Below are 25924 nucleotides of genomic sequence, written 5' to 3'. Positions count from 1 at the left end.
CCGCAGGCTCTGCGGCATGACAACACCTCACGGCACCTCAGCGGCCCGGCCGGCCATCACCGCAGTCCACCTGTCCCCCGAACGGCTTCAGGACCCCGGTGCCGGTTACGCCGGCCTGCGCGACCGGGACGGCCTGTCACACGTGGTGCTGCCGGGCCTGCAGACCCCCGTGCGGCTCGTCACCCGCTACGAGGACGTCAAGGCCGCGCTCACCGAGCCCCGGCTGGTCCGGGACCGTGGCGCCGTCCCGGGCGGCGTCGAACGACCCGACGCACAGGCCGAGTTGCTGGAGTCGCTGAGCGGATTCCCGCCGGAGTACGTGCAGTTCGTATCCGGGCACCTGTCCCTCTTCGACGGCGAGGAGCACGCCCGCCGCCGTGCTCCCCTCACCCGCGCGTTCACCGCCCGGCGCATCGCGTCGCTCCGGACCTTCGTCGAGGAGGCCGCCGCGCGGCTGATCGCCGAACTGGCGGCGAAGGAGGAGGCGGATCTGCTCGGCGAGTTCGCCTACCCGCTTGCCACTTCCGTCATCTGCGAGCTCGTCGGTGTCGACGAGAAGGACCGGGCACAGGTCTGCGAGTGGATCCGGGACTTCGCCTACGGCGACGGAAGCAGGATGGGCGAAGGCCTCGCCGGCATCGTCGAGTACGTCAGGGCCCTGATCGAGCGGCGCAAGGCCGAGCCCGCCGACGACCTGGTCTCCACGCTGGTCGAGGCCGTGCGCGAAGGCGGTCCCGACGCCCTCACCGAGGACGAGGCGGTCGCCATGGTGTTCCTCCTGATCGACACGGGGATCACCCCGCCGGCCCTCTTCCTCGCCCACGCGGCCCTCGCCCTGCTCGACCGCCCGGACCAGTCGGCCCGGCTGCGCGCGGAGCCCGAGCTGTTGGCACGGGCCGTTCCCGAACTGCTGCGCCACATCTCGCTCGTACGCATCGGCGCCTCGATGTACGCCACCGAGGACTTCGCGTTCGCCGGGAGCGACCTCAGGAAGGGGGAGACCGTGACCGTGGCCCTGCTGGCGGCGAACCACGACCCGGCCGCGTACGGGGAGGGCTGCGAACGGCTCGACATCACCCGTGAGGCGGGCCGCGGCGAGGGCCACCTGGCCTTCGGGCACGGCGCGCACTACTGCATCGGCGCCGCGCTCGGCCGCCTGGTGACCTCTGTGGTCCTCGACGGGCTGTTCGTCCGCCGGGAGGCCCCGGTGCTCGCGGTCGGCCGCGACGAGCTGGAGTTCGGCCACTGGCCCGGCGACGGCTTCCACCTGCTGCGGCTGCCGGTGCGGCTCTGACCCGGGTACGGCTCTGACCCGGTCCGGCAGGGGTCAGGATCGGCCGCGCTCCCCCACCAGGGCCAGTGCCACATCCCGCAGTTCGTCCCGCTCCAGGGCGGCGTACGTCGACACCGCGTCGCCGTAGGCCGCCTTGTCGGCGCTCTCGGCAGCGTCCCGGGCGCGTACGGACGACATGGTCGGCTGGAAGGTGCGCCGGCAGCGGAACAGCTCGGCCAGCACGACCAGCCGTACGCCCGTCCCGATCAGCCGTGCGTCGCCGGCCCGGGTGCCCCGGTCGAGGTCGGCCGTCCCGAGCGCGAGGAGCAGCGCACCGCAGACCGGGTGGTCCGCCAGCGCCTGTCGGGGCGTTGCCGCGGGCCGGAGCAGGAGGGCCGTCGTGCGCTCCGGGAGGCGGGCGGCGAGTTCCTCGACCAGGTCGAGGCGGCCGTGCTGCGCGTGGGCGGTCACGGTGACCGCCTGGACCTCCAGCGCCCATGGTTCCAGGTCGAGTTCGACGCCGAAGACCGGTTCAGCGGGCCGCTCCAGGCGAGCCGCGGCGCCGCGCCACAGCGTCAGCCCCTGCTGCGTCTCGCCGCGCGCCAGTGCGATCTCGGCGCGCGCTCCCAGGTCGGGGGTCAGTACGTCGGCGGCCTCCTCCGGCCGGTTCAGGACCGCCAGCTTCAGCCAGTGCTCCGCCTCGTCGACATCTCCGGTCTGGAGGTTGGCGAGCACCATGCCCCAGCGCAGGCCCATCAGGTCGGACCATGCGCCGAGCCGGTCGAGGATCCGCATGGCCTCGTGCAGGTGCAGCAGCGCTTCCTCGCCCTGTTCCACGTGCAGGCACAGCTCGCTCAGCCGCAGCAGGGCCAGTACCCGGAACCAGGGGATGCGGCCGGCCTCGGTCGCGGCGAGGGTCCGCCGGGCGGCTGCCATGGCCCGTTCGGGTTCCTGCTCGCGCTCCCACAGGTAGCAGGCCAGCCCCTCGGCGGCGCCGGCGAGCAGCGGCTCGTCACTGTCGCGGAAGGTGTCCAGGAGCCTGCGGTCCGGCCCGAAGACCTCCGGGGCCGCGCACAGGACGGTCGCGATGGCCCCGACCAGGGTGCCGGCCGGTGCGGGCGGCAGCCGGCGCAGCACGGCGAGGAGGCGCAGCGGGGCGTTGCCGCCGCCCAACAGCATGCTGACGGTGATCAGGACGGCGGCGGTCCGGGCCGCCTCGGCGCAGTCGACTCGCGGCCGGTGGCGCGAGAGCAGCCGGCCGATGTCCGCCGCCAGGGGGATCAGCCGCCCGTAGTCGCCCTCGGTGGCCCACAGGCCGCACAGTGCGGCGCCGGTCGCCGCGACCGCGGGCGCGTCCTCGCGTGCGAGGCCGAGCCGCAGCGCCCGTACGAGGTTGTCCTGCTCGGCCTTGATCCGGTGCCACGCGGCGAACGCGTCGCCGCCGAAGGGCGCCTCGTGGTGGGCCAGGCCGAACTCCGTCGCCCATTCGAGGAACCGGGCGGTGAGGCGCTCGGTCCCGCCGGCCCGGTCCAGGTGGGCCGCGCTGAACTCCCGTACGGTCTCCAGCATCCGGAAGCGGCAGTCGGACCCGGTGTCGGCCGCCTTGAGCAGCGAATGGTCGACCAGGTGGCCGAAGGTGCCGAGGACGTCCGTCTCGTCCTGGTCCAGTACGCGCGCGGCCGCGGCCGCGGTGAACCCGCCGGGGAACACGGACAGGTCGCGCAGGGCCTCCTGGGCCTCCGCGTCCAGGAGGTTCCAGCTCCAGTCGACGACGGCGTACAGGGTGTGGTGGCGCAGGGGGGCGTCCCGCGCACCGCCCCGCAGCAGCGCGAACCGGTCCTCCAGGCGCCGGGAGATCTCGGCGACCGACATGATCCGCACCCGGGCCGCCGCCAGTTCCACGGCCAGCGGCAGCCCCTCCAGCCTGCGGCAGAGCTCGGCGACCTCGCGGTGGGGCAGTTCGGCGTCGGGGCGGACGGCCCGGACCCGCTGCGTGAACAGCCGGGCCGTGGTGGCCTCGTCCAGCTCCGGCAGCGGGTACACCGCTTCGGAGGACAGGCCGAGCGGCGCCCGGCCGGTGGTGAGGATCCGCAGCTCACGGGTCATGGCGACCAGGGCCCGGACCAGTTCGGCGGCCCCGTCCAGCACGTGCTCGCAGTTGTCCAGCACCAGCAGCGCCGGGCCGGAGCCGAGGGCGCCGACGATGCCGGCCAGCAGGTCGGGCGGCGGGCCGAAGCCGCCCGAAGACCCCCTCCCGGTCTCGGCGGCGCCCAGCGCGGAGGCGACCTCGGCGGCCACGTCCTCGTCGCTCGTGACCCCGGCGAGGGCGACCAGGTGCACCGTACGCTGCTCCGCACCCCGGGCGACGGCGGCGGCGAGCCGGGTCTTGCCGAGGCCGCCGGTCCCCACGATCGAGGTGACGCGGGAGGTGCTCAGCAGCCGGGTCACCGCGGCGATGTCATCCGCGCGGCCCAGCAGCTCGTTGGGCTCGTGCGGCACGCCGCGGCGGATCAACGGGGCCTCGCCGCGCAGCAGTTCGCGATGCAGGGAGCGCAGCGCGGGACCCGGGTCGGCGCCCAGCTCGTCACGCAGCCCGCGCCGGTGGCGGTCGTACGTCGCCAGTGCGGCGGCGGGCCCGGCGGTCTCGGCCTCGCAGCGGATCAGCTCCAGCAGCAGTTCCTCGTCCCGCGGGCGTTGGCGTACCAGCGCCGCCAGCGGCTCCACGGCTTGCGGGCGGCGGCCGGTCCGCGCCAGGGCGAGGGCCCGGGCGCGGACCAGCGAGCGGTACGCCGGGTAGCGCTCTCGGCGCAGGTCGTCCACCGGGTCGCCGAACGAGCAGTCGGCGACCTCCGGGTCGCCCCCGCCGACGTACCACAGCTCCATCCCGGCCTCGGCCTCGGCGAGGGCCCCGGCATGGTCGCCGGCCCGCGACTTCTCCGCGCACGCGGCGAGGTGCAGCAGGACCGCGGAGGAGTCGACCTGCTCCTCCCGGAGCGCGAGCCGGTAGCCGGTGGGCGTGCTCTCGATGACCTCGGACCCGAGCTGTGCGCGAGCCCGCGAGACCAGGATCTGCAGCGCCTTGGCCGGATGCGCCGGCCGGTCCTCCTGCCAGAGCCCTTCGATGAGCCGCCCGGTGCCGCATCCGGCGCGCAACTCCCCTGCGAGCAGGGCCAGCAGGCCGCGCAGCCGGGGTGCGGTGATCTCCTGGCCGCGATGGGTCACCGCCGTGAGGACGGTCAGCTCTATGGTCACCGGTGCAGCGTAGTCACCGGGAGGCCGGCTCCGCCCAGGGCCGGTGTCCGGGTCCGGTCGGGTGGGTGCCGGTGACGCCCATGACCAGCGAATAGAGGCTGGTCTCCGCGGCGATGAAGAGGCGGTTGCGCTTGGCTCCGCCCCAGGAGATGTTGGCGACCGTCTCGGGGACGTTGAGCCGCCCGATCAGGGTGCCGTCGGGGTCGTAGCAGTGCACCCCGTCGTCCATCGCCGCGGCCCAGAGCCGGCCGCCGTCGTCGAGGCGGAGGTTGTCGAACCGGGCGGTGCGGCCGGCCGCGTCGGCGAACACCTTGCCCTCGGAGAGCGTGCCGTCGTCGCGTACGTCGAAGACCCGGATGAAGCCCGCCCGGGTGTCGGAGACGAACAGCTGCCGCTCGTCCTGCGAGAAGACCAGCCCGTTCGGCGCGCCGAACCCGTCGGCGACCAGCCGGACTTCGCCCGTGTGCGGGTCGATGCGGTAGACGTTGTTGGCTCCGATCTCGCTCTGCGCGCGGTAGCCCTCGTAGTCGCTGGTGATGCCGAAGTCCGGGTCGGAGAACCAGATCGAACCGTCGGACTTCACCGCCGCGTCGTTCGGGCTGTTGAGGCGCTTGCCGTTCCACCGCTGTGCCAACACCGTGATGGTGCCGTCGTGTTCGGTGCGCGTCACGCGGCGGTTGCCCTGCTCGCAGCTGACCAGTCGGCCCTGGCGGTCGAGGGTGTTGCCGTTGGTGTGCCCGGCGGAGCGGCGGAAGACGCTGACGGCGCCCGTCTCCTCGTCCCAGCGCAGCATCCGGTCGTTGGGGATGTCGCTCCAGACCACCTGGCGCCAGGCGGGCAGGTAGATCGGCCCCTCGGCCCAGCGGCAGCCCGTGTACAGGACCTCCAGCGCGTCGTCGCCGTTCATGCACCGCCCGGTACGGAACCGGTCGTCGAGCATCTCGTACAGCGCGGGGCGCTCGCTCGTCATGGGGCCCCTCCCTTCCCGTAGCTCTCACCTGCCGAACCGCATCTGGTCCAGAATGAAGATTGCAGGATGATCTATGGCAACCACAAGGTGATTCCGAATCGAGAGTTGTGGATCACACCGGGCGCATCGCCTACGCTGCGGTCATGATCAAGCCGATAGAGCTCGTGATATTCGACTGCGACGGTGTCCTGGTCGACAGTGAACGTCTCGCCGTACGCCTCCAGGTCGCGCTCGGGGCGGAGTTGGGCTGGCCGCTGACCGCGGAAGAGGTGGTGGAGCGCTTCATCGGACGCGCCAAGGAGTCGATCGTCGAGCAGCTCACCGAGCGGCTCGGCGCGGAGACGGCCGCGCTCTGGTGGAAGCTGTTGATGCAACGGCACCGGGACGCGGTGGACATCGGGCTGGACCCGGTGGACGGGCTGCCCGAGGCGCTCGCCGCCCTCACCGTGCCGACCTGCGTCGCCTCCAGCGGTTCGCACGAGAAGATGCGCCACACGCTGGGACGCACCGGGCTGTACGACCACTTCGCGGGCCGTATCTACAGCGCGAGCGAGGTACCCCGGGGCAAGCCCGCCCCGGACCTCTTCCTGTACGCCGCCCGGCAGATGGGCGTCGACCCGGCGGCGTGCGCGGTGGTCGAGGACAGCGGGCCCGGGGTCCGGGCGGCCAGGGCGGCCGGCATGCGCGCCTTCGGCTACGCCGGCGGCCCGACCCCCGCCGAGCGGCTCGAAGGCCCCGGCACGGTCGTCTTCGACGACATGCGCGAGCTGCCGCGGCTGCTCGCGTCAGACACCCCCTACAGGTCGATCCAGTAGCGCCGCTTGGGGCCGATCAGGGTCTCGCGGACGTCTTCCAGCACACCGCCGTTGCGCTCGATCGTGCGGATCGAGGCACGGTTGTCGGGGTCGCAGGTCAGCAGTACCCGGTCCATCCCCAGCAGCCGTGCCTCGTGCAGGACCTCACCCAGGGCCCAGGTGGCCAGCCCCCGGCCGCGCGCCGAGGGGCGGACGCTGTAGCCGATGTGGCCGCCCGCGTCGAGCAGGAAGCCGTTCAGGTAGTGCCGCAGGTCGATGGCGCCCAGGTAGGTGTCGCCCTCGGCGATCCACCAGTACGTCGCGTGGACGCGGCCGTGCTCGACCGGCAGCGTGCGGTCCCCGTACAGGGACAGCCGCTCCGTCCACGCCGCGAAGCCCTCCAGGCTGTCCACGTCGTCGTCGGAGCTGAGCCCGGCGCCGTCCATGTGGGCGTCTTCGCCCCATTCCCGCTGCGCGGCGAGCCACGAGTCGTACAGGCGGGGGGTGGGTGCGATCAGCTCGGGCATAGCCGGACGATAACAGTCCGCTCATCCGCCCCCGGCGGCCGGATGGTGGTGCCCGGGCCGTCTCAGCGCAGCGCCTCCAGGAGTGCGCGCTCCCGCTCGGGGCTCAGGCCGGCCCGGCGGGGGCGGTCCAGGCCCGCCTCGCGCTCCCAGCGCAGGGTGTCCGCCAGCAATTCCGCCCGGGGCCGGTGCCGCAGTCCGGCCGCGCTCGCCGCGGCGCCGCTGCGGGCGCTGAACCCCGCCCAGTCCGGGTCGGCCATCCACATCGCGAGCGAGTCCGGGCCCATGAACTGGGCCACCCCCTGCCCGAGCAGCCAGTCGGGGTCGGCCTCGACCACCTGCCCGGTGTGCCCGCCGATCTCCCGCGAGAGGTCCACCCACTGCGTGAAGGGCACGACCGGGCCGACCGCGTCGTACGTTCCGGCCGTCCCCTTCTGCGCGCAGTCCAGGAGCCACGCCGCGAGGTCCCGGGCGTCGACCACCTGGGTCGGGACTCCGGGGGCGCGCGGCACCAGCAGCGGCGCCAGCGGCTCCCGGGCCGCGCGGCCCACCCAGTAGCCGGTGCGCCCGCTGTGGTCCCCCGGACCGCCGATCAGTCCCGCCCGCGCGATGAGGAGCCGGTCCCCCACCGCGGCCGTCGCGGCCTCCTCACAGGCCGCCTTGGCCTCCCCGTACTGCTCGCGATCGACCTCGTCCCGCCCGGTCGGCGCCAGCAGTTCGGCCGACTCGTCGGCGCCGGGCCGCGCGTGCGAGGCGTAGGCGCTGACCGAGGACACGTAGGTCCAGTGGGCCGCCCGCCCGCCGAGTGCCGCCAGCGCACCGCGGACGAAGCCCGGCTGCCACGACACTTCGACCACCGCGTCCCAGTCCCGGCCCGCCAGGCCCTCGTACGCGGACGGATCGTGCCGGTCCGCGGCGAACAGCTCGGCGCCCTCGGCCACTTCGCCGCTCTCCCCGCGGGCCAGGCAGGTCACGCGGTGCCCGCGCTCCAGTGCCTGCCGCGAGACCTCGCGGCCCACCCACGCCGTTCCACCCAATACCAAGATCTCCATCGGCCCACTCAAACACGGACCTCGGGCCCGCGCGGTCCGGCTTCGCCGAGAGCAGAGTCCTGGAAGCAGCTACCAGGTGGCCAACGACATGGAGGCGCACCGGTCCAGCACCGAGGTGGGCGCCCGCCTGTTCATCGTCGGCTGACTCCGGACCGGTCCGGGGCGGGGGTTACCCCCACCCCGGGCGGCCGGGCACCCGGATGGGGACCGGGAGCAGGATCAACAAGGCTTGCCCCATGACGACTTACGCGAAGAAGACCCTGCTGCTCGCCCTCTCCGCGGCCTCGGTGGCCGCCGGCCTGACCGTCACGGGCACCGTCGCACCGGCGGCCGCCCACACCGGTTCCGGAGCCCCGCAGCTCGCCTGGCACCCCTGCGCCCGACCGGACGGGCCGGCCGCCCAGGAGTGCGCCGAGCTGCCCGTGCCGCTCGACTACCGCGACCCCGCGGGCCGGCAGCTCACCCTCGCCGTCTCCCGGATCCGCAGCGACCGGCCCGAGGCCCGGCGCGGCACGCTCGTCGTGATCCCCGGCGGCCCGGGCAGCTCGGGCGTACAGCGGCTGGCCCAGAAGGGCGCCGCGCTCCAGCGGGAGATGGCCGGCGCCTACGACCTCGTCGCCTTCGACCCCCGCGGGGTCGGCGCCAGCACCACCGCGAGCTGCGATCTGGACCCCGAGGACCGCTACCTCACCACCCTGCGGTCCTGGCCGGGCCCGGACGGCGAGATCACCGAGAACGCGGCCCGCTCCCGGCGCGTCGCCGAGGCCTGCGCGCGCAGTGGGGGCGCCGTGCTGCGCAGCTTCACCACCGCCAACCAGATCCGCGACCTGGAGCGCTTCCGCGAGGCGCTCGGCGAGCGGAAGCTGTCCGCCTGGAGCGTCTCGTACGGTACGTACGTGGCGGCCGGCTACGCGCAGAAGTTCCCGGAGCGCACCGACCGCTGGGTCCTCGACAGCAGCGGCGACCCTGACCCCGAGCGCGTCGCGCGGGGCTGGCTGGCGAACATGGCGCAGGGCGCGGACGACCGCTTCCCCGACTTCGCGGCCTGGGCGGCCCACCCGGACCGGGACCGTGACGGCCTGCGGCTGGCGGCGCGGCCCGAGGAGGTGGAGCCGCTGGTCCTCGCGCTCGCGGCGGCGCTGGACCGCGCGCCGCGGGAGTCGACGACCGCGGGTGTGCCCCTGACGGGCAACCGCCTGCGCCAGGCCCTGCAGAACTCCCTCTACAACGACTCGGCCTTCGCCTCCTTCGCCCGGCTGGTCAGGGCGGCGCAGGACCGGGCCCAGCCGCCGGTGCTGCCGCCGGAGCTCGCCCAGCCCCTGCGTGACGAGGACGCCGCCGTCATGGTCGGGGTGGTCTGCAACGACGTGGCGTGGCCGCGCACCTCGCAGGCCGCGTACCAGCGGGCGGTCGACGAGGACCGGGCCCGGCACCCCCTGACGGCGGGGATGCCGGTGAACGTGCTGCCCTGCTCCTACTGGAAGAGCGCCCCGGCGCAGAAGCCGGTGCGGATCACCGACGACGGCCCGTCCAACATCCTGATGATCCAGAACCGCCGGGATCCGTCGACGCCCTACTTCGGGGCGCTGAAGATGCGAGAGGCCCTGGGCGAGCGGGCCGTCCTGGTCACGGTCGAGCGCGGCGGCCACGGGGTCTACCTCGGCAACGGCAACCCGTGCGGGGACCGGGCCGTGACCGGGTTCCTGACCACCGGCGAGCGCCCCGCCGGGAACACGGAGTGCGCCGGCTGAGACACCCCCTAGCCGCCGGGCGGCGGTCGGTGCGGGTCCGCCGCGGTGAAGGAGCCGCCGATCCAGCGGGCGTCGGGGTGGGCCGGGTCCAGGGGGCCGTGTTCGGCGAGGACGGCCTCGGCGTAGACCTCGGCGTCGTCCTGCGGGGCGTAGCCGAGGGCGCGGGCCGAGGTGAGGTCCCACCAGGCACGGGTGTTGGCGCTGATGCCGTTGACGACGGTGTGGCCGACGCCGGGGGCGGTGAGGGCCGCGTGCACGAGGCGGGCGCAGTCGGCCGGGCTGAGCCAGGTGGCGAGCATGCGCACCGATCGCGGTTCGGCGAAGCAGGAGCCGATGCGAAGGGACACCGTTTCCACCCCGTACTTGTCGGCGTACAGCGAGGCGAGGTTCTCCCCGAAGGCCTTGGAGAGGCCGTAGTAGGTGTCCGGGCGGGCCGGGACCGCGCTGCCGATCGGGGCACCGGCGGTGAGCGGGACGTAGCCGACGGCGTGGTTGCTGCTGGCGAAGACCACCCGGCGCACGCCCTCGCGCCGGACGGCCTCGTAAAGGTGGTACGTGCCCTGGATGTTGGCCTGGAGGACCGCCTCGAAGGTGTCCTCCAGGGAGATCCCGCCGAGGTGGACGACGGCGTCGACGCCGCGCACCGCCTCCCGTACGGCCTGTGCGTCGCGCAGGTCGCAGACCACCGACCCGGCGGACGCGGCGGGGTCCGCCGGGTCGAGCGGTTCGAGGTCCGCGAGGCGCAGCCGGTAGCCGTAGCGGGGCAGGCTCTCGCGCAGGAAGCGGGCGACGCCGCCCGCGGCGCCGGTGAGCAGGACGGTCGTGGGCTGGTTCACGAGCGGAACTCCTTTGCCAGGTCGGCCAGCAGGGGAAGCCGCCCGGGCGGCAGCAGGCCGAGGTGGTACAGGCTGAGCCGGTCCGCCCCGGCGGCGCGCAGCCCGCGTACGTGGCCGGGCAGCAGCCCGGGGTCGGCCGGGGGCTGCGCGGTGACGTAGGCGTCGACGGGCAGGCCGGTCCGCGCCGCCTGCCGGACCAGGTCGGCGGTGGCGGGGGCGGTCGGCCAGCAGGGCACGAGCAGGGCGTCCACCTCCTCGGCGGCCCGGGCGGTCAGCCCGGGGGACGGCCCGGTGGCCCAGGGGTCGGGGTGGGCGTGCAGGGTGACCGGAGCACCGGGCAGCACCTCCCGTACGGCGGCCGCCACCTGGGCGCGCAACGCGTCGGCCGCGGTGTGCCGGGCCGCGAGGAGTACGGCTCCCACCTCGCCGGGGACGGGCGGCCCTCCGGCGGCGTCCGCGGCCCGGCGCAGTACGGCCACGGCCTCGTCCGGGTCGAGCCCGGCCGCCCGCCAGGACTCCCGGCAGGCGCCGCAGCAGCACGCGGACAGGGCCCGCAGGGCGGCGGGGGGGTAGGCGCCGTCGGACTTCTCGTGGCAGCCGAGGTGGACGGCGCCGAGCTGGCCCGCGGACTCCAGGGACACCCCGCGGACGGCTCCGGGGGCGAGGTCGCGCAGCGCTTCGGCGGCGAGGGTCGCACAGTACTCCCGTACCTCCTGCCGGGCGGGGCAGAGCGCGTACGGGTAGGGCTCGCCGAAGCAGTTGGTGACGGCGAGGTCCGGGTGGAGGGCGCCCAGGCGGCTGTCGTGGGCGAGCACCAGCCAGGCGTTGACGGGGATGCCCGCGGCAGCGAGCAGGCTGACGGCGGCGCCGCCCGGGTCGGGTCCGGGCACCCAGTCGGGGCGTACCGGGACCAGCCGCCGGCCGGCCCAGGCGGGGCCGCGCACGGGACGGTAGAGGGCCGAGTGGCGGGCGTCGACGAACCGGCGGTCCGGGTGGAGCGGGGTGGCGGCCCGGGTGGAGTGGTAGGTGAGGGCCAGGGTGACGGCGTCGAGGCCGGCGCCGTGGACCCGGTCCGGGAAGGCGGGGTCGTCCAGGACGTCCCAGGGGAAGGCGTGGGCCGAGACGGTCGGGGTCCGGCCCGCCGGGTTCACCATCGGGGGCGCTTCTTTCGGTAGGCGGGGTCGAAGCGTTGCATGTAGGCGGTGTCGTCGCGCTCCCGGATGCCGCAGCGCTGGTGGTTCTCGTGCAGGCGGGCCAGCGCATCGGGGTCGAGGCGGACGCCGAGGCCGGGGCGGTCGGGTACGGCGACGGATCCGCCTTCGATGGGCAGTGGTTCGGCGAGCACGTCCACCCCGTACTGCCAGGGGGTGTGCGTGTCGGCGGCGTAGGCCAGTTCGGGCAGGGCCGCGCCGAGGTGGGTCATGGCGGCGAGGCTGATGCCGAGGTGGCTGTTGGAGTGCATGGAGACGCCGATGCCCCAGGTCCGGCAGATCGCGGCCAGTTCCGCCGTGCGGCGCAGGCCGCCCCAGTAGTGGTGGTCGGCGAGGACCACGCCGACGGCGCGGGTGGTGAAGGCCGGCGGTATGTCGTCGGGGCTGACGACGACCATGTTGGTGGCGAGCGGCATGGGGGCGCTGCGGGCGACCTCGGCCATGCCGTCGATGCCGGGGGTGGGGTCCTCCAGGTATTCCAGGAGGCCTTCGGTCTCGGCGGCGATCTTGCGCGAAGTGTCCACGGTCCAGGCGGCGTTGGGGTCCAGGCGCAGCGGGTGGTCGGGGAAGGCCGCGCGCAGGGCGCGGATCGCCTCGACCTCCTGGTCGGGCGGGAGGACACCGCCCTTGAGCTTGATCGACCGGAAGCCGTACGCCTCGGTCATCCGCTTCGCCTGGTCGACGATCCCGTCGGCGTCGAGCGCCTCGCCGTAGGGGTCCTCGGGCCCGCCGTGGACGCCTTGCGCCTGCGGGTGGGCGGCCCACTTGTGGAAGAGGTACGCGGAGTAGGGCACGCGGTCGCGCACCCTGCCGCCGAGGAGGTCGGCGACCGGGCGTCCGGTGAGCTGTCCTTGCAGGTCGAGGCAGGCCACCTCGAAGGGGCTGAGCACGCGCAGGGTGGTCTTCTGCGGGCTGGATCCACCGGTCAGCCCGTGCCGGTCGGGGGTGTCGGTGCGGTCGCCGAGGACGGCTCTGATGCGGCGCAGCAGGCCGTGGGTGTCGAAGGGGTCGAGTCCGGTGAGGGCGGGGGCGACCGTGTGCAGCAGCCGTAGGTGGGGGGCGTCCCCGTAGGTCTCGCCCAGTCCGACGAGTCCGTCGCCGCAGTGCAGTTCGACGACGGTGCGCAGGGCCCAGGGCTGGTGCACGCCGGCGGAGTTGAGCAGTGGCGGGTCGGGGAAGGCGACCGGGGTGATGACCGTTTCGAGGACGCGCATCAGATCTCCAGGGCAGAGAGGGCTGCGCGGCCGCGGGCGATGACGGCGGCCAGCCGCTGTTCGTGCTCGGGGGTGGGGTCCACGAGGGGTGGGCGGACGGGCCCCATGGCCAGGCCGGACAGGCGTGCGCCGGCTTTGACGAGGGAGACGGCGTAGCCGGGTGCCTCGTCGCGCAGGGCGGCGAAAGGCAGGTAGAAGGCGGCGAGCAGGCTCTGGACGGCGTGCGCGTTGCGGGTGCGCACCGCGCGGTGGAACGCGGTGGCGATGTCGGGGGCGAAGCAGAGCACGGCGGAGGAGTAGCACTCGACGCCGATGGCTCCGTACGCCTGGGCGGAGAGTTCGGCGGTGGGCAGGCCGTTGAGGAAGCCGAACCCGCCGGCGCGTACGTGGCCGCTGGTGCGGACGGCGGTGACCAGGCGGAGCATCGCGTCGACGTCGCCGCGGCCGTCCTTGATGCCGGTGACGGTGGGGATGTCGAGGAGCGCGAGGGCGGCGGCCTCGTCGAGGACCGCGTTGGCCCGCTGGTAGACGGTGACGGGCAGGGCGGTGGCCCCGGCGACGTAGCGGATGTGCTCGACGAGTCCGGCGGGGGTGGAGGAGATGAGGTAGGGCGGGAGCAGCAGCAGCCCGTCGGCGCCGCACTCGGCGGCTGCGGTGGCGAACTCGCGGGCCAGGCGCGGCCCTCCCCCGCAGCCGGCGACGACGGGGAGCCGGCCGTCGGCGACGCGGACGGCGGTGGCGACGAGGTCGCGGTACTCGTCCTGGGACAGCGCGGTGAACTCGCCCGTGCCGCAGGCGACGAAGAGCCCGGCGGGGCCGGCGGCGATCTGCTGCTCCAGGTGTTCGGCGAAGACCGAGAGGTCCACCTTGTCGTCGGTGGTGAACGGGGTCAGCGGGAAGGACAGCAGGCCGTGCAGGCGCATGGAATCCCCTTGTGCGAAGGACGGGAAGGACGGGAAGGGCGGGAAGGGCGTGAAGGGTGTGGAGAGTGCGGACGTACGGTCGGCGGTCCGGGCCGGTCAGCCCTTGACGGCGCCGGAGGTGAGGCCGCGCATGAACTGGCGCTGCATGGCGACGAAGGCGAGCACGCTGGGCAGCAGGGCGAGGAGTGCGGACGCGAGCAGGACGCCGACGCCGACCTCCTCGTCGGCGCGCAGGGTGCGCAGGGCGAGCGGGAGGGTGAACTGGCGGGCGTCCGTGGCGACGAGCAGCGGGAGCATGTACTGGTCCCAGATCATGGTGAAGCCGAAGATCCCGATGACACCGAGGGCGGGCCGGCACAGCGGAAGGATCACCGACCAGAAGACCCGCAGGTCTCCGGCGCCGTCGAGGCGGGCCGCCTCCTCCAGCTCGACCGGAATCTCCTTCATGAACTCGGCGGTGACCAGGATGGAGAAGGCCCAGGCGCCGACCGGGACGATCATTCCCCAGAGGCTGCCGGTGAGGGAGAGGTCGGAGAGGACCAGGGAGAGCGGGATGGCCAGGATCTCCTCGGGGAGCATCATCGTGCTGAGGATCAGCAGGAAGACCAGTCGCAGCCCGGGGAAGTGCTTGCGGGCCAGGGCGTAGGCCGCGGAGATGCTGACCCCGATCTGGAGCAGGAGTCCGCCGCCGACGACGAGGAAGGAGTTGAGGAGGTAGCGCAGTACGTCGCGGTCGAATGCGGCCCTGAAGTTGGCGAGCGTGGGCCGGGTCGGCAGCAGGGTCAGCGAGGTGGGGTCGGTCGTCCGGTTGAAGGAGCTGGCCAGCAGCGCGAGCAGGGGTCCGGCGAAGACCAGGACGAGCAGGGCGTACAGCAGGAGTTTCGCCGTGACGGCGAGCGCGCCGCGCCGGGACTCCAGGCCCAGGGCGGTGTCCAGGCGGCTCATCGGGCCGCCTCCTCTCCGGTGCGGGTACGGGCGCGGGTGCGGGTACGGGTGTGGTCGCGGGTGCGGGTACGGCCCAGGCGTACGGCGAGGGTGAGCGCCACCGACGCGGCGAGCAGCACCATGGATCCGGCGGTGGCCACGCCGAGTTCGCTGCGTTCCAGGCCCAGCTTGTAGATCAGGGTCATCAGCACCTCGGTGGAGCCGTCGGGGCCGCCGTTGGTGAGCAGGAAGATCTCGGTGAAGACGCGCAGGCTGCGGATGGCAGCGAGGGTGAACAGGATGGCGAAGGCCGGGCGCAGGGCCGGCAGCGTGACGTGCCACACCCGGCGCCACACTCCGGCGCCGTCGGCCGCCGCAGCCTCGTACAGGCTGCGGTCCACTCCCGCGAGCGCCGCCAGGAAGATCATCATGTCGTACGGGGCTCCGCGCCAGATGCCAACCGCCATCACCGACCCGAGGGCGCTGTCGGGGCTGCTCAGGAACTGTGAGGGCGCCGCCCCGAGCCAGCCGAGCAGGGTGTTGGCCACGCCGTCGGCAGCGGGGTGGTAGAGGATCCGCCACAGTTCGGCGACCACGGCCATGGCGGTGACGGTCGGCAGGAAGACGGCCGTGCGCACGATCCACAGGTGGCGGGCGGTGCCTTCGAGGAGCAGTGCGAGGACGAGGCCGAGCAGCAGCGAGCCGCCGGTCTGGCCGAGGGCCAGGGCGAGGGTGTGGCCGATCGCGTCGAGGAAGGCCTCGTCGGTGAGCACCTGCCGGTAGTTGGCCGTGCCCACCCAGCGGTCGCCCAGGTAGGGCCGCACCTCGTGGAAGCTCATCTCGACCGCCCGCCACATCGGCAGGAACTTGAAGAGCGCGAAGAGGAGCAGCGCCGGGGCGAGGAAGAGCCACGGTGTGAGCCGGCCCCGCCGCGGCGGGCGCATCAGGAGCCCGCTCCCTGCTTCTTGAGCTCGGCGGAGAACGTGCCGGCCAACTCGGTGAGGGTGGCCCGGGGGTCCGAACCGCAGTCGGCGACCATGCCGTTGATGGCCTCGGCGGAGGCCTGGCGGAAGGGGGTCCAGTCCTTGACGACGGGCGAGTAGCGGCCGGACTCGCGGTAGACCCTGTCGAAGACGAGCCAGCGCCGGTCGGTGCGTACGGAGGCCAGGTCGACGGTCTTGTTGACGGGCAGCCGTACGACATTGCCCGCGGTGTCGCCCGCCATGCCGGCCTTCTGGCCGTCGGCGCCGATCAGGAACTCGGCGTACTTCAGCTGGCCCTCGGAGTTCTTCGAGCCGGCCATCAGGTACGTGTTCTCACCCTCGGCCAGTACCGAGCGCCCGCCGCCCGGGCCCGGGCCGCCGGGGAGCGCGAGGACCTCGTACTTGTCCGCGCCGAGCGCCTTGTCGAAGCGGGCCATGTTGTAGGGGCCGGTGAAGTAGATGCCGCCCTTGCCGGATTCGAAGAGCGGGTGGGCCTGGGTGGTCTCGGTGGTCACGGCTCCCGGCACCACGCTCTTGGCGGCGCAGAACTGGTCCTTGAGCCGCTGGGCCGCGCCGACGGCGGCGGGTCCGTCGATGGCCGGCCGGTAGGTCCTGGAGTCGGCGCCGCTGAAGTAGTCGCCGCCCGCGGACCAGAGGAAGCTGGAGAAGTACCAGTCCAGGTAGCCGCGTTTGGTGGTGCCGGGGATGACGTAGCCGTAGGTGTCGGCCTTGCCGTTGCCGTCGGGGTCCTTGGCGGTGAAGGCGGCGGCGAGCGCGTCCAGTTGGTCCCAGTCGGCGGGCTGCGCCATGCCCAGCTTCTCCCGCCAGTCCTTGCGGACGAAGAGGGCGAAGGTCTGCGCGGAGAAGGGGACGCCGTAGTACTTGCCGTCGACCGCCTTCGCCGCCTCCCAGGAGGCGGGTATGAGCTGGTCACCGCCCTGTACGGCGCCCTTGTCGACTTCCCGTACGAGCCCCTGCTTGACCAGGGTGCCGAGCTGGGAGGTGTCGTTGACGATCAGGTCCGGCAGTTTCCGCTGAGCGGCCGCCTGTTGGAGCTTGGTCTCGAAGTCGTCGAACAGGGCGGTCACTTCGGCCTTGATGCCGGTCGCCGCCGTGAAGGCGGCGGCCAGGTCGCGGTGGGTCTTCTCGGTGGGCGAGCCCGGGGGCTTGCGCACCCAGATCTCCAGCGGGGCCTTGGCGTTGCCGGCGGCGGGCCCGGAATCGCCGCCGCAGCCGGTGAGGGAGGTGAGGGAGAGCACGGCGGCCAGGGAGGCTGCCAGGGAGGTGGATGCGGCTCTGCGATTCATCGGATACGGGTGCCCGTCTAAGTATGTGGACAGGATCTGAGAATGTAGTCGCTCTGCAAGGGGAAGTTAGCGTCCGCTACCATGCCGGTCAACACTGATGAGGAAATGATCTGGAGGGTGGACATGCCTGCTGCCGCTGCCCAGTCGGACGTCTCGACCGTGAAGTCGGCCGAGCGGACCGTGCGCATCCTGGAGGCGCTCGCCGCCTCCGCCGAGCGGCTCACGGTCTCCGAGCTCCAGGAGCGCCTGGGGTATCCGCGCAGCAGCCTGCACGCGCTGATCCGCACCCTGCGCGAGCTCAAGTGGGTCGAGGCCGACGAGACCGGCTCCGCCTTCGGGGTGGGTCCGCACGCACTGCTGTCCGGCACCGCCTACCTCGACCGCGACCCGGCCCTGCCGTACGCGCACGAGGTGATCGAGGACCTGCGCGCCGAGACCGGGTACACCGTGCACTTCGCCCGCCGGGACGAGGCGTACGTCCTCTACCTGGCGAGCCGCGAGGCACGCGACAGCGTCCGCGCCATCTCCCGGGTCGGACGCCGCCTGCCCGCCCATCTCACCGCGCTGGGGCAGGCGTTGCTCGCCGAGCTCACCACCGAGGAGGTGGACGCCGTCCTGCCCAGGCGCCTGGAGGCGCTGACCCCGAGCACCGTCACCGACCGCGCGACCCTCCACGACGAGCTGGCCCGGGCGCGCGACCGGGGCTGGGCCCTGGAGCGCGAGCAGGGCACGCCCGGCGTCGCCTGCCTGTCGGCCCCGGTTCACTACCGGATCCCCGCGACCGACGCGATCAGTTGCTCCATGCCGGTGGCCGCCGCCACGGAGGCGGAGGTCGAGCGGGTGGCGAGGGCGGTGGTGGCACACGCCACCGCCCTCGCCACCACGCTGCGCCGGCACGGCATCAGGTAGCCGCGGAGGCACGGGCCGGCGGCCGCGCTACGGCGTGACGGGGATGTTGGCGAGCCCTTCCACCGCCCTCGTCACGGTGTTGGAGGAGTGGACGGTGTTCGGCCGGCCCGAGCACTTCGAGACGGAGCTGACCTTGATGGCGTACGCCCCGACGCCGCCCAGGTCGGAGGTGTTGTTCCGCCACACCGTGCCGCAGCCGTTCGGGAAGGACGGCGTCGTACCCGGGTTGTGCGTCTCGTAGCCGTTGGCGAAGGTCCCGGGCGGGGCGAAGGTGCCCCTGTTGCCCTCGATCAGGTAGTCGACGCCCTTGACGTCCACCCACGAGTCGGCGGAGTTCTCGCCGGTGATCCCACGGCCGTCGAAGGTGTTGCCGCGGATGATCCCGCCGGTGGTGCCCTCCTTGACGTCGATCGCCTCGGCGGCGACGTACGGCCCGATGCGGTTCTTCTCCACCAGCACCCGGTCGGAGCGGTCCGCGCCGCCGGAGTTGCCGTGGCAGCCCCAGTTGGAGCCGGCGGAGCCCAGGTAGACGCCCTCCCCGTAGCCGGGCTGGACCAGGCCGGTGTACTCGACCACGGAGTTGCGGAGCACGCCGTCGGCGGAGGAGCGGCGGAAGTGCACGCCCTCCTCCTCGACGTGGTGGACGTACAGCCCGTCGGCCGTGACGTGGTGCGAATCGTCCAGCACCACGCCCTTCTTGGAGTCCTTGACCGTGAAGCCGGTCAGCTTCCAGTACGGGGCCCCGTACAGCCAGAGCCCGTAGCCCGGGTCCCAGCCGGCGGTGGGAACCGGGCATGACGGGGCGTCGCCCGACGGGCCGTCGTTGACGAGCACCGCGGTGCGGGGGCCGGTCAGCGTGATGGGCTCGGCCGCGGTCCCGGCGCGCCGGGTCACGAAGGAGCCCCGGTACTCCCCCGCAGCCAGCCGGATGGTCTGGCCGGGTACGGCCGCCGCGAGGGCGCTCTTCAACTGGGCGGCGGTGGCCACATCGACCACTGGGCCGGCGGGCGCGGTGGGAGTCGGCGTCGGCGTCGGCGTCGGGGTCCCTCCGGTCGCCGACTTGAGGAAGAGCGAGTCCCGGGTGTCCGTGCGGGTGGCGTCGACGCCGTGGCCGCCGGAGTAGTCGAGCTGCTCGCGTCCCGCCCAGTCGGCTATCGGAGTGCCGGCCGAGTCCAGGTGCCGCCACCCGGTGCCGTTCCAGCCGAACTGGTAGACGCGCCGGTGGTCGGCGTAGAACGGGGTGTACGCCGCGCCCGCGGTCACCTGCTTCGTCATCGTGTTGTTGAAGAAGACGTTGCGCGGTCCGGTGGAGCCGGACCATTTCACCGCCTTCTTGCCCGCGCCCCACCAGATCGGGAACCAGGTGGAGTCGTCGGGCGCCCCGCCGCCCTCCTCCCCGCAGTTCGAGCGGCAGTTGGCGGAGCGGTGGTCGTAGGGCACGGTCACCTTGTTCAGCTCGAACAGGTTGTTGCGCTCCCAGCCGCCGTGCAGGTTGAGGTCGGAGTCGAAGTCGTTGCCGATGACGACGTTCCCGGAGGCCGACCACGGGAAGGTGAAGTGGCGCAGGTTGCGCGAGGTGTTGCCCGCGTAGAGCGAGTCCCAGACCCGGGAGCCCCGGAAGTAGCCGTTGCCGCCCTTGCCCTTGTTCCAGGAGCCGTCGAGCCGGTTGTCGACGATCTGGAGGCGGTAGGCCTCCTCCGTGACGATCGGATGCGATCCCGTCATCTCGGTCCTGATGCCGCGGACCCACGAGTTCGCCGCCCACTTGAAGACGATGCCGTGCATCTCCCGGGCGGGGTCCATGTTGCCGTAGTTGCGCACCGCGTCGGCGGGGTCGAGGCCCGGGATCTCCTGGGTGAGCGCGAAGTCCTCGAAGCCGACGCCGAGTACCGGATCCACCAGGGGTGCGGCCTTGGAGTCGTAGACCGCGCCGTCGATCGGCGCCGAGCCGTCGGAGGTGGAGGTGACAGGTACGTCGTACTCCAGCGGCTTGTCCAGTGTCAGCGTGCGGTTCGCGGGGTCCACGGCGGTGATGGTGAAGATCTGCTGTCGCATGTGGATGTTCTGCAGGCTCCCGTCACCCGGCCGGATGTTCTGCTGGGCGTAGAACGTGAGGGAGTTGGCGGCGCGGATGTTGACCAGGCCGCCGACGGTGAGGTTGGCGAGTGAGCCGCTGGTGGCCAGCGGTACGACGGTGTCTCCCGTGCGGGCCGCGAAGGCGGTGTCGCCGGTCTTGCCGCGCAGCTTCAGCCCGGACTTCCAGTGGACGTTGACCGTGCCCTCGAAGAGGTCCTTGCGGTTGGCGGGGGCCGCCGCGTACTCGGACGAGTAGCTCGTGTGCACCCCGCGGGACTGGACGCGGAACAGTCCGCGTCCGGGCCAGATCCAGCCGCCCTTGGCGGAGCCGGAGGTCATGCCGTCCTCGTCCCAGTCCGACCCGTCGGGGGTCAGGGCGTCGTACCGGGTGTCGGCGCCGGGCCGGAAGACGATCCGGGTTCCGCCGGCGCCGCTGCCCGCGCCGCGCAGGGTCAGGTAGTCGGCGTCCACGGAGATCTGGCGGGACACGTCGAGGATGCCCGCGGGCAGGGTGATCAGGGAGAGCTTGGTATAGCCCGCCCCGGGTGAGCAGGCGGTGCGGATGTGGTCGATCGCCGACTGGAGGCCGGCCGAGTCGTCGGCCCCGTCACCCGCCCTGACCCCGTAGCGGGAGGCCAGTTCGGCCGCGGTGACCTGGCAGTTGGCGTCAGGATGGGTGTGGGCCGCGCCCTGCAGGCCGCCGCCGCCTCGGTATCCGGCCTTCGACCAGTCGTACAGACCGGCCACCGCTGCACGGCGGTTGGCCTGCGACAGGTCGAGGCCGCCCGTGATTGCGGCCGCGGTGGCGCCCGGTGGGGCTCCGGCGGTTCGGGCATCGCCGACGCCGGCCGCGACGCCCGAGGCCAGCAGTACGGCCGTGGCGCCGCCGAGGGCGGCGAGGGCTCTCCATCGTGCGGACAAGGTTCCTCCAGGCAGTGGGGGGAGGGAGGCAGGGGCTCAGAGACGCAGGGCCAGTGGGGGGGTGGCCGCGTCACATCGTGCTGACAACCATCCAGCCCGTCAATGCCTGTCTCGGAATCAACTCGACGTCCACATATGTGGATTGCTGGTCGGATCCCTTGTGCACCTCCGTCGGACGCTGCTATTCCATGTCGTTAGGAAACTTTCCTTACGACTGCTCGAACGTCAACGGGATGGAGACACCTTGAGACCCCCACGCATTCGCCCGCGCTCGCTCGTCGGAGCCGGAACGCTCGTCGGCGCGCTGCTCGTCGGCCTCACCACCGCGGCCACGGCCACGGGCACGACGCCGGTCACCGCGGTCGCCGCAGCCGCCCCCGTCGTCCACGAGGCGGAGGCCGCCGTCATCTCGCAGGGCGCGGCCGAGTCCAACCACGCCGGCTACACCGGCAGCGGCTTCGTCAACTACGACAACACCACCGGCAGTTACGTCGAGTGGACCGTCAACGCCGCCCAGGCGGGCAGTGCCACGCTGAGCCTGCGCTACGCCAACGGCACCACGGCCAACCGCCCGATGACCATTACGGTCAACGGCACGGCCGTGGAGACCGCCAAGGCCTTCAACGCCACCGGCGCCTGGACCAGTTGGTCCACCACCGCCCTGACGGCAAACCTCAAGGCCGGCGCCAACACCGTCCGGGCCACCGCCACCACGGCCACCGGCGGCCCCAACGTCGACCACCTGGCGGTCGAGGCCGGCTCCACCCCGCCGACCCCCGGCACCACCCCGGTCGGGATCAACGGCCAGCTCACGGTCTGCGGTACGAAGCTCTGCAACCAGTACGGCAAGCCCGTCCAGCTGCGCGGCATGAGCACCCACGGCACCCAGTGGTACGCGCAGTGCGTGACCAGCGGCTCCCTCGACGCCCTCGCCAAGGACTGGAACGCCGACGTCCTGCGCATCTCCACGTACGTGCAGGAGGAGGGCTACGAGTCGAACCCCAGGAAGTTCACCGACCTCGCCCACAAGTTCATCGACGAGGCGAGCAAGCGGGGCATGTACGTGATCGTCGACTGGCACATGCTCGACCCGGGTGACCCGCAGTACAACGCCTCCCGCGCCAAGACCTTCTTCACCGAGATCGCGAACCGCCACAAGGACCGCAACAACGTCCTGTACGAGATCGCGAACGAGCCGAACGGTGTCAGCTGGTCAAAGATCAAGACCTACGCTGAGCAGATCATCCCGGTCATCCGGAACATCGACTCCAACGCCCCGGTCCTGGTCGGCACCCGCGCCTGGTCCTCCCTCGGCGTCTCCGAGGACGCGACCGAGGCCGAGGTGGTCAACAACCAGGTGAACGCCTCCAACATCATGTACACGTTCCACTTCTACGCCGCCTCCCACAAGGCGGAGTACCTCGACGCGCTCTCCCGCGCCGCCGACCGGATCCCCATGTTCGTCACCGAGTTCGGCACCCAGGACTACGCGGGCGAAGGGGCCAACGACTTCGCCCAGACGCAGAAGTACCTGGAGCTGATGGCCGCCAAGAAGATCAGCTGGACCAACTGGAACTACTCCGACGACAACCGCTCGGGCGCGGTCTTCAAGGAGGGCACCTGCGACGCCGGCGGCCCCTACGCCGGCACCTCTTCACTCAAGCAGGCCGGCGTGTGGATCCGTGACCGCATCCGCACGGCCGACAACTTCCCCACCGGCTGACGGACCGGTACCGGCCGGTCTCCCGGCCGCCCCCGCCCGCGCCGTGGCCCACCACGGTCGGGCGGGGGCACCGGTGACGGCGCTGCCCTGCGTACTCGCGTACCGGGTGCAGGGATCCGATCCCCGGTCCTCGCCGCCTGTGGCGGCCTGGAGAGCGGCGCTGACGAGGGTGGCCAGCAGGTCGATGTCGGAGCCGATGTCGAGGCGTACGGTCACCCATTCCGATCCGGAGCGCAGGCGGACGGCGGTGGACCGGTCGAGGGCGGGCCGGAGTTTCCTGATCATCGCCAGGGTGAGGTGGACATCGGCCTCGTGTTCGCCGTGGAAGTGGACGATCTCCTGCGAACCGGCGTTCAGTCCGAGTCCGGCGCCGCAGGGCGGCCGGCCTTCGCTGAGCGCGGACCAACTCATCAGCTGTTCACTGGCGTGCCTAGCCGTGTTCATACCCCGAGCGTGCCTGCCCGGAGGCGGCCACCACAAGGCCCGTGGCGCGATATCGCGGTACGGGAATCCGAGTTCGGTCAGACCGCCGACGCCGTGGTGATCACCAGCGGCGGCCGCTCGCGCTCCGCCGACCAGGGGCGACTGCGGGCGAGGCCGGGGTCGGCGAGACCGAGGGCCTCGGCCACGGTGGGGCGGTGCTGGACGATGTCCCGGAAGCCGACGCGCTCCAGCAGTGTCGGGTAAAGGCCCACGGGCCAGGCGTGGTTGCTCATCTCCTGCCAGGACCCGTCGGTGCGCAGCAGCCGTACGGTGACGGGCTCCCCCGGCGCGTACGCCTCACCGGGTTCGCCGATCCGCAGCGAGGCGTACTGCGTACCGCTGCACGCGGGGTCGGTGGTCAGCAGTACGAACGGGGCGCCCGGGCGCAGCAGTCGGCGGATCTCCGTGAACACTCCGAGCACGGCCTCCTCGGTCGGCAGGGACGCGAGCACGTGGTTGCACATCACCGCGTCCGCGCAGCCGTCGGGCAGGCCGCTCACCCGCCCGTCCTCGACCAGGTGGTACTCCGCCACGGCCGTGCCCGAGGCACGCGCGAGCGCCAGCATCTCGGGGGACGTGTCCACCCCCAGCACCCGCACGCCCAGCCGGCGGGCGGCCTGGTCGGCGACCTTTCCGGGGCCGCATCCGTAGTCCACCAGGACGCCTCGGGCGCCGATCCGGCGGGAGAGCTCCCGGAAGACGAAGGGGTACCCGAGCAGCCAGTCCGTGGCCGCCTCCACCGCCGCGAAGGCCTGCGCACCCTCGCGCCCGGACCAGGCGGTCTTCTCTCCGGGCCCGGTGTGCCCGGGGTCCTGCGACCAGTCGCTCACAGCCCCACTATCGACCCTTCGCCGCCGCGCGGCGCCCCTGCGACACGGCCTGCCGGGGCGCCGCCTGCCCGGATGGGTCAGACGTCCGCGCGCCGGCCGCGGATCAGGGCGTCGAGCGCCGCGCCGAGGCGCTCCCGCGCCCCCGTGTCGGTGATGACGCCCTCGGCGTCCAGCATGCCGCGGTCCACGGGGATCCGTACGCAGGCCGGTTCCACGATGTCGGCGCCGGTGTAGCCCAGCACCGTCCGCAGGGTGTCCTCGGCGCCCTGGCCGCGCCCCGGAGCGGCCGCGTTCACCCAGGCCGCGGGCTTGTCGCAGATCTCGGTCCCGCCGACCGTCCAGTCGAGCAGGTTCTTGAAGGAGCCGGGCAGGGTGCCCGCGTACTCCGGCGTGCAGATCAGGACCGCGGCCGCCTCCGCGATGGCCGTACGCAGCTCGGCCACGCCCGCGGGCAGCGGATCGGTGTCGTGGTCGGGGTTGAAGTGCGGGAGCCGCGCCAGGCCGTCGTAGCGCACGGTGCGCACGTCCGGTGGCGCGACGGCCTGTGCGGTGCGCAGCACGGACTCGTTGGAGGATCCGGCGCGCAGGCTTCCGGAGAGCAGGAGGATCACTGGCTGTGTGGACATCCGTCCAACCTAGCCGCTGCTGACGGAGGTGATCCGTTCGGCCTGGGGGGCGGAGGGCTGTGCGGGGAGGCCCGCCAGGGTCGGGCGCGAGGGGGTCTGTGACCGGATGTCCTGGACCCCGCGGCGCAGGCTGTCGCGCAGGGCACGTCCCAGCGGGCGTTCGATCATCCGGTGCACGGTCCAGGCCAGCAGCACCATCCCGGCGGTCACGCCGAGGACCAGGGGGACGGGTGCCACGTCGTGGCGGAAGCGGTGGATGAGGGTCAGCCCGGCCATCATGTGGATCAGGTAGAGCGGGTACGTGACGGCTCCGGCGTGCGGGAGCCAGCGCCAGCGGACGCCGTCGAACCTACCGAGCGCTATGCCCGCCATGAGCAGGAAGCCCAGCGCGATGGTCACGTGGGCGGGCCAGGCGGGCGTCTCGGCGGTGACGCCGGGGCCCAGGTTGGAGATCATGCGCGAGTTCACGTAGTGCTGCGCGAGGAGGAACTGGACGCCGACCACGGCCCACAGCACGGCGTTCGGCCCGAACCGGCGCATCAGGTAGAAGGCGATTCCGGCCGTGAAGTACGGGGAGAAGGGCGGGATCGCGAAGAACGACAGCACACCGCTGTCGGCGGTGGGGGCCACGATTCCCGCGAGGGTCCATATCCCGCAGAAGAGCACGCAGTTGCGGTAGGTCGTCCCGCGCATCACGACGAGGGCGAAGAGCACGTAGAACTTCAGCTCGGCGAAGAGCGTCCAGTACGCGTCGTCCATGTGCGGGACGCCGATGCCGCCCTGGAGCATCGACAGGTTCACCACCACGTCGGTCAGGCTCGTGACGCCGCGCACCTCGGGCCAGGTGAACAGCACGGCGGAGGTGAAGGCCACGGCGACCCAGTAGGCGGGGAAGAGGCGGGAGACCCGGGACACCGCGAAGTCGCCCACGGTGCGGCCCCAGGCGCTCATGCATATGACGAAACCGCTGACCATGAAGAAGATCTCCACGCCCAGCCAGCCGTAGACGGCGAGCCGGTGGGAGACGGGGAAGACCTCGGTGTTCGGTACGCCCCAGTCCCTCGACAGGACCACGTAGTGATAGAGGAGCACGGCGAGCGCGGCGAGGATCCGGACGCCGTCCAGGACGGCGAGGCGGGACCCGGGAGCTCCGCCGGGAGCGCCGTCCCGTGCCGGGGCCGTCGGCGGTCGTCCGGCTGAAGTGCGCGCTCTCATCCCCGGACTCATCCCGGACCCATCTCCTATGAATGTAGGACTGTCACAATGCCGCCGTCAGGTCAGCGGAACTGTACAGCTCACTCACAGGTCGGCCACCCGGGCGGGCGCGTGCACTCGCCCGCCC

At 72.7% G+C, this 25924-nt stretch carries 21 protein-coding genes; 5 read left to right on the top strand and 16 right to left on the bottom strand.

From position 1 onward, the window contains the following. Positions 1-16 precede the first annotated feature (16 nt). Positions 17-1294 (top strand): cytochrome P450, encoded by a 1278-nt coding sequence (locus ACZ7GJ_RS10910; RefSeq protein WP_470750875.1) that lies wholly within the window; start codon positions 17-19, stop codon positions 1292-1294. Positions 1295-1327: 33 nt separating this feature from the next. Here the strand turns inward: ACZ7GJ_RS10910 and ACZ7GJ_RS10905 are convergent, their stop codons facing one another. Next, a complete protein-coding gene (locus ACZ7GJ_RS10905; RefSeq protein WP_470750874.1) occupies positions 1328-4525 on the bottom strand; it encodes an ATP-binding protein in 3198 nt (1065 codons plus the stop codon). A 13-nt stretch (positions 4526-4538) separates the two neighbouring features. Continuing rightward, positions 4539-5495: an SMP-30/gluconolactonase/LRE family protein gene (locus ACZ7GJ_RS10900; protein ID WP_470750872.1), complete on the bottom strand. Its 957-nt coding sequence runs from the start codon at positions 5493-5495 to the stop codon at positions 4539-4541. Between the two features lie 143 nt (positions 5496-5638). On the opposite strand from ACZ7GJ_RS10900, the gene ACZ7GJ_RS10895 reads away from it, so the two are divergent. Continuing rightward, positions 5639-6310: an HAD family hydrolase gene (locus ACZ7GJ_RS10895; protein ID WP_470750871.1), complete on the top strand. Its 672-nt coding sequence runs from the start codon at positions 5639-5641 to the stop codon at positions 6308-6310. On the opposite strand, the gene ACZ7GJ_RS10890 is transcribed toward ACZ7GJ_RS10895, so the two are convergent. Both ACZ7GJ_RS10890 and ACZ7GJ_RS10885 read right to left on the bottom strand, forming a co-directional pair. Further along, entirely contained in the window at positions 6292-6816 is a 525-nt protein-coding gene (locus ACZ7GJ_RS10890; protein WP_470750869.1) for a GNAT family N-acetyltransferase, read from the bottom strand. The two genes, ACZ7GJ_RS10895 and ACZ7GJ_RS10890, sit on opposite strands and share 19 nt — an antisense overlap. A 62-nt stretch (positions 6817-6878) precedes the next feature. Continuing rightward, positions 6879-7865 carry an NAD-dependent epimerase/dehydratase family protein gene (locus ACZ7GJ_RS10885; protein ID WP_470750867.1) on the bottom strand — a complete coding sequence of 329 codons (987 nt, stop codon included), beginning with the start codon at positions 7863-7865 and terminating at the stop codon, positions 6879-6881. A gap of 236 nt (positions 7866-8101) precedes the next feature. Here ACZ7GJ_RS10885 and ACZ7GJ_RS10880 point away from each other — a divergent pair, with 236 nt between their 5' ends. Continuing rightward, positions 8102-9616: an alpha/beta hydrolase gene (locus tag ACZ7GJ_RS10880; protein WP_470750866.1), complete on the top strand. Its 1515-nt coding sequence runs from the start codon at positions 8102-8104 to the stop codon at positions 9614-9616. 8 nt (positions 9617-9624) lie between these two features. On the opposite strand, the gene ACZ7GJ_RS10875 is transcribed toward ACZ7GJ_RS10880, so the two are convergent. The 7 genes from ACZ7GJ_RS10875 to ACZ7GJ_RS10845 all read right to left on the bottom strand — a co-directional run bounded on the left by ACZ7GJ_RS10875 (position 9625) and on the right by ACZ7GJ_RS10845 (position 17014). Then, a complete protein-coding gene (locus ACZ7GJ_RS10875; RefSeq protein ID WP_470750864.1) occupies positions 9625-10452 on the bottom strand; it encodes an NAD-dependent epimerase/dehydratase family protein in 828 nt (275 codons plus the stop codon). Beyond that, entirely contained in the window at positions 10449-11606 is a 1158-nt protein-coding gene (locus tag ACZ7GJ_RS10870; RefSeq protein ID WP_470750862.1) for a hypothetical protein, read from the bottom strand. The genes ACZ7GJ_RS10875 and ACZ7GJ_RS10870 overlap by 4 nt, the downstream gene beginning before the upstream one ends. Beyond that, entirely contained in the window at positions 11600-12877 is a 1278-nt protein-coding gene (locus ACZ7GJ_RS10865) for a glucarate dehydratase family protein (protein WP_470750860.1), read from the bottom strand. The genes ACZ7GJ_RS10870 and ACZ7GJ_RS10865 overlap by 7 nt, the downstream gene beginning before the upstream one ends. Next, positions 12877-13800, bottom strand: a complete 924-nt coding sequence (locus ACZ7GJ_RS10860; RefSeq protein WP_470750859.1) for a 5-dehydro-4-deoxyglucarate dehydratase — start codon at positions 13798-13800, stop codon at positions 12877-12879. The genes ACZ7GJ_RS10865 and ACZ7GJ_RS10860 overlap by 1 nt, the downstream gene beginning before the upstream one ends. Positions 13801-13896: 96 nt before the next feature. Next, positions 13897-14745, bottom strand: a complete 849-nt coding sequence (locus ACZ7GJ_RS10855) for a carbohydrate ABC transporter permease (protein WP_470750857.1) — start codon at positions 14743-14745, stop codon at positions 13897-13899. Beyond that, complete coding sequence (locus ACZ7GJ_RS10850; RefSeq protein WP_470750856.1) at positions 14742-15668, bottom strand: carbohydrate ABC transporter permease; 927 nt, start codon at positions 15666-15668, stop codon at positions 14742-14744. The genes ACZ7GJ_RS10855 and ACZ7GJ_RS10850 overlap by 4 nt, the downstream gene beginning before the upstream one ends. Next, positions 15668-17014: a sugar ABC transporter substrate-binding protein gene (locus tag ACZ7GJ_RS10845; protein ID WP_470750854.1), complete on the bottom strand. Its 1347-nt coding sequence runs from the start codon at positions 17012-17014 to the stop codon at positions 15668-15670. The genes ACZ7GJ_RS10850 and ACZ7GJ_RS10845 overlap by 1 nt, the downstream gene beginning before the upstream one ends. Positions 17015-17137: 123 nt before the next feature. Here ACZ7GJ_RS10845 and ACZ7GJ_RS10840 point away from each other — a divergent pair, with 123 nt between their 5' ends. Further along, a complete protein-coding gene (locus ACZ7GJ_RS10840) occupies positions 17138-17923 on the top strand; it encodes an IclR family transcriptional regulator (RefSeq protein WP_470750852.1) in 786 nt (261 codons plus the stop codon). A gap of 27 nt (positions 17924-17950) precedes the next feature. On the opposite strand, the gene ACZ7GJ_RS10835 is transcribed toward ACZ7GJ_RS10840, so the two are convergent. After that, positions 17951-20920, bottom strand: a complete 2970-nt coding sequence (locus ACZ7GJ_RS10835) for a right-handed parallel beta-helix repeat-containing protein (protein ID WP_470750850.1) — start codon at positions 20918-20920, stop codon at positions 17951-17953. Here ACZ7GJ_RS10835 and ACZ7GJ_RS10830 point away from each other — a divergent pair. Beyond that, complete coding sequence (locus ACZ7GJ_RS10830) at positions 20802-22643, top strand: cellulase family glycosylhydrolase (RefSeq protein WP_470751057.1); 1842 nt, start codon at positions 20802-20804, stop codon at positions 22641-22643. The two genes, ACZ7GJ_RS10835 and ACZ7GJ_RS10830, sit on opposite strands and share 119 nt — an antisense overlap. Here ACZ7GJ_RS10830 and ACZ7GJ_RS10825 read toward each other — a convergent pair. The 4 genes from ACZ7GJ_RS10825 to ACZ7GJ_RS10810 form a co-directional block, all read right to left on the bottom strand. Further along, a complete protein-coding gene (locus ACZ7GJ_RS10825; protein ID WP_470750849.1) occupies positions 22575-23087 on the bottom strand; it encodes a luciferase domain-containing protein in 513 nt (170 codons plus the stop codon). The two genes, ACZ7GJ_RS10830 and ACZ7GJ_RS10825, sit on opposite strands and share 69 nt — an antisense overlap. Before the next feature lie 77 nt (positions 23088-23164). Beyond that, positions 23165-23956 carry a class I SAM-dependent methyltransferase gene (locus ACZ7GJ_RS10820; RefSeq protein ID WP_470750847.1) on the bottom strand — a complete coding sequence of 264 codons (792 nt, stop codon included), beginning with the start codon at positions 23954-23956 and terminating at the stop codon, positions 23165-23167. A 77-nt stretch (positions 23957-24033) separates the two neighbouring features. Continuing rightward, positions 24034-24582 carry an NADPH-dependent FMN reductase gene (locus ACZ7GJ_RS10815; RefSeq protein ID WP_470750846.1) on the bottom strand — a complete coding sequence of 183 codons (549 nt, stop codon included), beginning with the start codon at positions 24580-24582 and terminating at the stop codon, positions 24034-24036. Between the two features lie 9 nt (positions 24583-24591). Further along, on the bottom strand, positions 24592-25797 hold the full coding sequence (locus ACZ7GJ_RS10810; protein WP_470750845.1) for an acyltransferase family protein: 1206 nt from the start codon (positions 25795-25797) through the stop codon (positions 24592-24594). Between the last annotated feature and the right edge of the window lie 127 nt (positions 25798-25924).

The organism is Streptomyces sp. NPDC037242 (assembly GCF_055604165.1).
The sequence above is the reverse complement of the archived record's forward strand: the minus strand, read 5'-3'. Positions and strand labels throughout refer to the sequence as shown.

Excerpts from the sequence above, each read along its gene's own strand:
- ACZ7GJ_RS10865 (WP_470750860.1), bottom strand. The coding sequence starts at position 12,877 with ATGCGCGTCCTCGAAACGGTCATCACCCCGGTCGCCTTCCCCGACCCG.
- ACZ7GJ_RS10880 (WP_470750866.1), top strand. The coding sequence starts at position 8,102 with ATGACGACTTACGCGAAGAAGACCCTGCTGCTCGCCCTCTCCGCGGCC.
- ACZ7GJ_RS10825 (WP_470750849.1), bottom strand. The coding sequence starts at position 23,087 with ATGAACACGGCTAGGCACGCCAGTGAACAGCTGATGAGTTGGTCCGCG.
- ACZ7GJ_RS10900 (WP_470750872.1), bottom strand. The coding sequence starts at position 5,495 with ATGACGAGCGAGCGCCCCGCGCTGTACGAGATGCTCGACGACCGGTTC.
- ACZ7GJ_RS10840 (WP_470750852.1), top strand. The coding sequence starts at position 17,138 with ATGCCTGCTGCCGCTGCCCAGTCGGACGTCTCGACCGTGAAGTCGGCC.
- ACZ7GJ_RS10870 (WP_470750862.1), bottom strand. The coding sequence starts at position 11,606 with ATGGTGAACCCGGCGGGCCGGACCCCGACCGTCTCGGCCCACGCCTTC.
- ACZ7GJ_RS10910 (WP_470750875.1), top strand. The coding sequence starts at position 17 with ATGACAACACCTCACGGCACCTCAGCGGCCCGGCCGGCCATCACCGCA.
- ACZ7GJ_RS10815 (WP_470750846.1), bottom strand. The coding sequence starts at position 24,582 with ATGTCCACACAGCCAGTGATCCTCCTGCTCTCCGGAAGCCTGCGCGCC.
- ACZ7GJ_RS10885 (WP_470750867.1), bottom strand. The coding sequence starts at position 7,865 with ATGGAGATCTTGGTATTGGGTGGAACGGCGTGGGTGGGCCGCGAGGTC.
- ACZ7GJ_RS10895 (WP_470750871.1), top strand. The coding sequence starts at position 5,639 with ATGATCAAGCCGATAGAGCTCGTGATATTCGACTGCGACGGTGTCCTG.
- ACZ7GJ_RS10845 (WP_470750854.1), bottom strand. The coding sequence starts at position 17,014 with ATGAATCGCAGAGCCGCATCCACCTCCCTGGCAGCCTCCCTGGCCGCC.
- ACZ7GJ_RS10850 (WP_470750856.1), bottom strand. The coding sequence starts at position 15,668 with ATGCGCCCGCCGCGGCGGGGCCGGCTCACACCGTGGCTCTTCCTCGCC.
- ACZ7GJ_RS10860 (WP_470750859.1), bottom strand. The coding sequence starts at position 13,800 with ATGCGCCTGCACGGCCTGCTGTCCTTCCCGCTGACCCCGTTCACCACC.
- ACZ7GJ_RS10855 (WP_470750857.1), bottom strand. The coding sequence starts at position 14,745 with ATGAGCCGCCTGGACACCGCCCTGGGCCTGGAGTCCCGGCGCGGCGCG.
- ACZ7GJ_RS10890 (WP_470750869.1), bottom strand. The coding sequence starts at position 6,816 with ATGCCCGAGCTGATCGCACCCACCCCCCGCCTGTACGACTCGTGGCTC.
- ACZ7GJ_RS10810 (WP_470750845.1), bottom strand. The coding sequence starts at position 25,797 with ATGAGAGCGCGCACTTCAGCCGGACGACCGCCGACGGCCCCGGCACGG.